Origin of the sequence: Streptomyces pseudogriseolus (assembly GCA_002154585.1) — a bacterium.
Taxonomy (GTDB): Bacteria; Actinomycetota; Actinomycetes; order Streptomycetales; family Streptomycetaceae; genus Streptomyces; species Streptomyces pseudogriseolus.
In genome coordinates, this window is the sequence record MUNG01000239.1 from 1 (window position 1) to 4,201 (window position 4,201).

The 4,201-nt window shown below is 73.5% G+C and carries 4 protein-coding genes; all 4 read right to left on the reverse strand.

Going from position 1 to position 4,201, the window contains the following annotated elements:
* Window positions 1-124 precede the first annotated feature (124 nt).
* The gene (locus CCN29_RS21655; RefSeq protein WP_086683836.1) at window positions 125-1,504 is read right to left on the reverse strand and encodes an alkaline phosphatase family protein; all 1,380 of its coding nucleotides are present in this window, start codon (window positions 1,502-1,504) and stop codon (window positions 125-127) included.
* Complete coding sequence (eboE, locus tag CCN29_RS21660) at window positions 1,501-2,670, reverse strand: metabolite traffic protein EboE (protein ID WP_086683839.1); 1,170 nt, start codon at window positions 2,668-2,670, stop codon at window positions 1,501-1,503. Before eboE ends, CCN29_RS21655 begins: the two co-directional genes overlap by 4 nt.
* A 3-nt stretch (window positions 2,671-2,673) precedes the next feature.
* A complete protein-coding gene (locus CCN29_RS21665) occupies window positions 2,674-3,564 on the reverse strand; it encodes a TatD family hydrolase (protein WP_086683842.1) in 891 nt (296 codons plus the stop codon).
* Window positions 3,564-4,201: EboA domain-containing protein (locus tag CCN29_RS21670; protein WP_086683844.1), on the reverse strand; the 638-nt coding region annotated here is incomplete at its 5' end. The genes CCN29_RS21670 and CCN29_RS21665, both read right to left, overlap by 1 nt.

Genomic DNA, 4,201 nt, shown 5'->3' on the forward strand with positions numbered 1-4,201 from the left:
GAGTACGGGGTCACGGGTGCCTGCCTTCTCGGTCGTGGGCGGTCCCGGCGGCTGCGGGACCGGCCGTTGTCAGTGCCGTGTGTTTCACTCTCGGTAGTCGGGTTCGGCGGCCGTGCGTGGTGTGTCAGCCGAGTCCGGCGAGCCGGAGCAGGAGTTGCTTGACGTCGGTGGCCGCGACGCGGTCTCCGACAGCGCGGGGGGTGGAGCAGATGAGGAGCGGACCGTCGTCGTCGCTCGCGGGGAGGCGGCCGTGGCTGCCGCGAACAGGTGAGGCGTCCAGGGGCACGACCGCCATGCGGTAGCGCATGCCGAGCTTCTTGCGGGCCAGCGCGCCGGCCGCCTTGACCTTGACGTAGGGGTCGTGGGGGTCCATGAACAGCTCGACCGGGTCGTAGCCGGGTTTGCGGTGGATCTCGACGAGCTGCGCGAAGTCGGGCGCGCGGTCGTCGTCGAGCCAGTAGTAGTACGTGAACCACGCGTCGGGTTCGGCGACGGCGACCAGCTCGCCGGCGCGCGGGTGGTCGAGGTGGTGGGCCTTCTTGCCCTCGTCGTCGAGGAGCTGCTCGATGCCGGGCAGTCCGTCGAGTGCCTCCCGGGTGGCGTCGAGGTCCTCCGGGCGGCGCACGTAGACGTGGGCGATCTGGTGGTCGGCGACCGCGAAGGCGCGGGAGGCCATCGGGTCGAGGTACTCCATGCCGTCCTGGGTGTGCACCTCGAGGAGGCCGGCGCGGCGCAGGGCGCGGTTGATGTCCACGGGCCGGTTGACGCGGGTGATGCCGTACTCGGAGAGGGCGACGACGGTGCGTCCCTCGGCGCGGGCGCAGTCCAGCAGCGGGGCGAGGGCCGCGTCGAGGTCGGCGGCGGCCTTCAGGGAGCGCGGGTCGTCGGGGCCGTAGCGCTGGAGGTCGTAGTCGAGGTGAGGGAGGTAGCAGAGGGTCAGGTCGGGGTGGCGGGTGCTCATGATGTGGCGGGTGGCGTCGATGATCCATTGACTGGAGACGAGGTCGGCGCCGGGGCCCCAGAAGTGGAACAGGGGGAACGTGCCGCACTTCTCGGTGAGTTCGTCGTGCAGGGCGGGCGGCCGGGTGTAGCAGTCGGGTTCCTTGCGGCCGTCGGCGTAGTAGACGGGGCGGGGGGTGACGGTGATGTCGGTGTCCGCGCCCATGGCGTACCACCAGCAGATGTTGGCGACGGTGTAGCCGGGGTGGGCGCGGCGGGCGGCGTCCCAGAGTTTGTCGCCGGAGACGAGGCCGTTGTGCTGCCGCCACAGCAGGACGTCGCCGAGTTCCCGGAAGTACCAGCCGTTGCCGACGATGCCGTGCTCGGAGGGCATGGCGCCGGTGAGGAAGGTGGACTGGGCGGCGCAGGTCACGGCGGGCAGCACGGTGCCGAGCGGGGCGCGGGACCCGGACTGTCCGAGGGTCTTGAGGTGGGGCATGTGGTCGAGCAGACGGGGGGTGAGGCCCACGACGTCGAGGACGAGCAGCGGGGTGGGGTCGGTCATGGGAGTTCCTTCAGGCCGAGGTCCGTCAGCAGGTCGCGGGCCAGGGTGAGTTCGGCGGCGATGCCGTCGGCGAGCTGGGCGCGGCCGCGGGGGCGCAGCTCGGGCGGGAGCGCCTGCCAGGTGTAGGTCTCCACCTCGAGGTGGCGGGTGAGGGGGTGCGGCCCGCCGACGAGCCGGGTCAGCACGGAGGTGAGGACGGGGAGCGTGGAGGTGAGGGGCGCGGCGGGGGCCGCGTGCAGCGGGACGTGGAAGTGGGAGCGCCAGGGGTTCGCGTCGGGCAGGGCGTCGCCGGCCAGGGCCTCGTCGAGGTCGTCGGTGCCGCGCAGCCCGGCGGCCGTGGCCGTGCGGGTCTGGTGCAGGAAGCGGGGTTCGGCGAAGGCGGCGAGGGCTTCGCGGACCTCGGGGAGGTGCGGCTGCGCGGCGTGCAGGGCGGCGGACAGCTGCGACTTGACGACGGGGACGCCGGCCCGGGCGAGATCGTCCAGGGCGGTGTCGGGATCTTCGAAGGAGGTGGCGAGGTGGCAGGTGTCGACGCAGATGCCGACGCGGTCGTGGCCGACCGCGGTGAGCGGGGCGATGGCGTCCCCGGTGGTCTCGACGACGCAGCCCGGTTCGGGTTCGAGGGCGACGCGGACGGAGCGGCCGGTGAGGTCCTCGAGCGCGTCGAGGCGTTCGGCGAGGGTGCGCAGCGCCGTGCGGGCGGTCTCCGCGCGCGTGTCGTCGTAGGCGGTGCGCCAGGCCAGCGGCAGCGTGGAGATGCTGCCCTCGGTGACGTCGTCGGGGAGCAGTCCGGTGAGCACGCGGGCGAGGGCTGCGGTGTGTTCCAGGCGTTCGGGGTCGGCCCAGTCCGGCTTGTAGACGCGGTACTTGACCTCCTCGGCGCCGAAGCCCTCGTAGGGGAAGCCGTTGAGGGTGACGACCTCCAGGCCGCGCCGTTCGAGTTCGCAGCGCAGGCCGCGCAGGGCGGCCGGGTCGGTGTCCAGGGCGCGGGCGGCGTCCCTGGCCAGCCACAGGCCGATGCCGAGCCGGTCCCGGCCGAGGCGCCGGCGGACGGGTTCGCAGTGGTCGCGCAGCTGGGCCAGGACGCCGTCGAGGGTCTCGGCGGGGTGGACGTTGGTGCAGTAGGCGAGGTGGACGGTGGAGCCGTCGGGGTGGCGGAAGCGCATGGCTCACGCCCCCGCGGCGTCGGCGATGTCCGGTGCCGGTGCGTCTCTGGGCTGCCCGCGCAGGATGGAGTTGCCCTCGTGGGTGGCGTCGGTGACGGCGACGTCGAGGTCGAGGCGTCCGCTGAGGCCGTAGAAGGCGACCGGGTTGCGCCACAGGACGCGGTCGACGTCGTCCTCGGTGAAGCCCTCGGCGAGCATCAGGTCGGCGACCCTGCGGGTCTTCAGCGGGTCGCTCCTCCCCCAGTCCGCGGCGGAGTTCACCAGCACCTGCTCCGGGCCGTAGGCGCGCAGGATGGCGACCATCCGCTCCTCGTCCATCTTGGTGTCGGGATAGACGGAGAAGCCGAGCCAGGCGCCGCTGTCCTTGGCCTCCTTGACGGTGGTCTCGTTGAGGTGGTCGATCAGCACCCGCTCCACCGGCAGCGCGGACTCGCGGACCGCGTCGAGGGTGCGGCGCAGTCCGGCGAGCTTGTCGCGGTGCGGGGTGTGCACCAGCGCGGGCAGCCCGTGGTCGGCGGCCATCTGGAGCTGGGCGGCGAGCGCGGTGTCCTCGGCGGGGGTCATGGAGTCGTAGCCGATCTCACCGACGGCGACGACGTTGTCCTTCATGAGATAGCGGGGCAGCTCGTCGAGGACGGGGGTGCAGCGCGGGTCGCCCGCCTCCTTGGGGTTGAGGGCGAGGGTGCAGTGGTGGGCGATGCCGTACTGGGCGGCGCGGAAGGGTTCCCAGCCGAGGAGGGAGTCGAAGTAGTCGAAGAAGGAGGCCGGGGAGGTGCGGGGCTGGCCGAGCCAGAAGGAGGGTTCGACGACGGCGCGGACGCCCGCGGCGTACATGGCCTCGTAGTCGTCGGTGGTGCGCGAGGTCATGTGGATGTGGGGGTCGAAGATGCGCATCAGGACTCCTTGCCGTGGGGGGTGTCCGGGCCGTCCGCGCCGGGCGCGGCTTCGGCCAGGGCCAGGACCCGGTGCAGGTCCTCCGGGACGGTGCGGCCGGCGGCGGTGCGTTCGGCGGCGTAGTCGCCGAGCATGCGGGCGAGTTCGGCGTCGCCGCGGGCGCGCCGGGCGAGGTCCGCGACCAGGTCGACGGGGACGCCGGTGAACAGGCACTTCAGTACGGCGTGCCGCCACGCGTGGTCGTCGAGGTGGCGGGCGCCGTAGGGGCCGAGGGCGGCGGCGACCAGCCGGGTGTCGTTGGTGCGCAGGGCGTCCTCGACGAGCGGCAGCGCCTCGGGCCCGGGCACCAGGTGGGGCAGGGCGTGCAGGACGGCGCGGCGTTCGTCGGCGGTGCCCTGCCGGTAGACACGGGTCAGGACCTCGGCGTCGGCGGTGGCCGCGTGCAGGATGAGGACGCGGGCGGCGTCGGCGTGTTCGGGTCCGCAGCGGCGGCCCGCCTCGGCGAGACGCAACTCCCACACCGAGATGGGCCCGTGGGCGCCGGGGTGGGCGGTGGCCTCGTCCAGGGCCTGGTCGAGCCAGGCGCGGGCGGCGCCGTCGAGCCGGGTGGTGAGGTGGTGGCGCAGGTCGGCGGGCG

Bases quoted from the DNA above. Each gene is read 5' to 3' on its own strand.
- eboE (WP_086683839.1), bottom strand. From the start codon at position 2,670: ATGCGCTTCCGCCACCCCGACGGCTCCACCGTCCACCTCGCCTACTGC.
- CCN29_RS21665 (WP_086683842.1), bottom strand. From the start codon at position 3,564: ATGCGCATCTTCGACCCCCACATCCACATGACCTCGCGCACCACCGAC.
- CCN29_RS21655 (WP_086683836.1), bottom strand. From the start codon at position 1,504: ATGACCGACCCCACCCCGCTGCTCGTCCTCGACGTCGTGGGCCTCACC.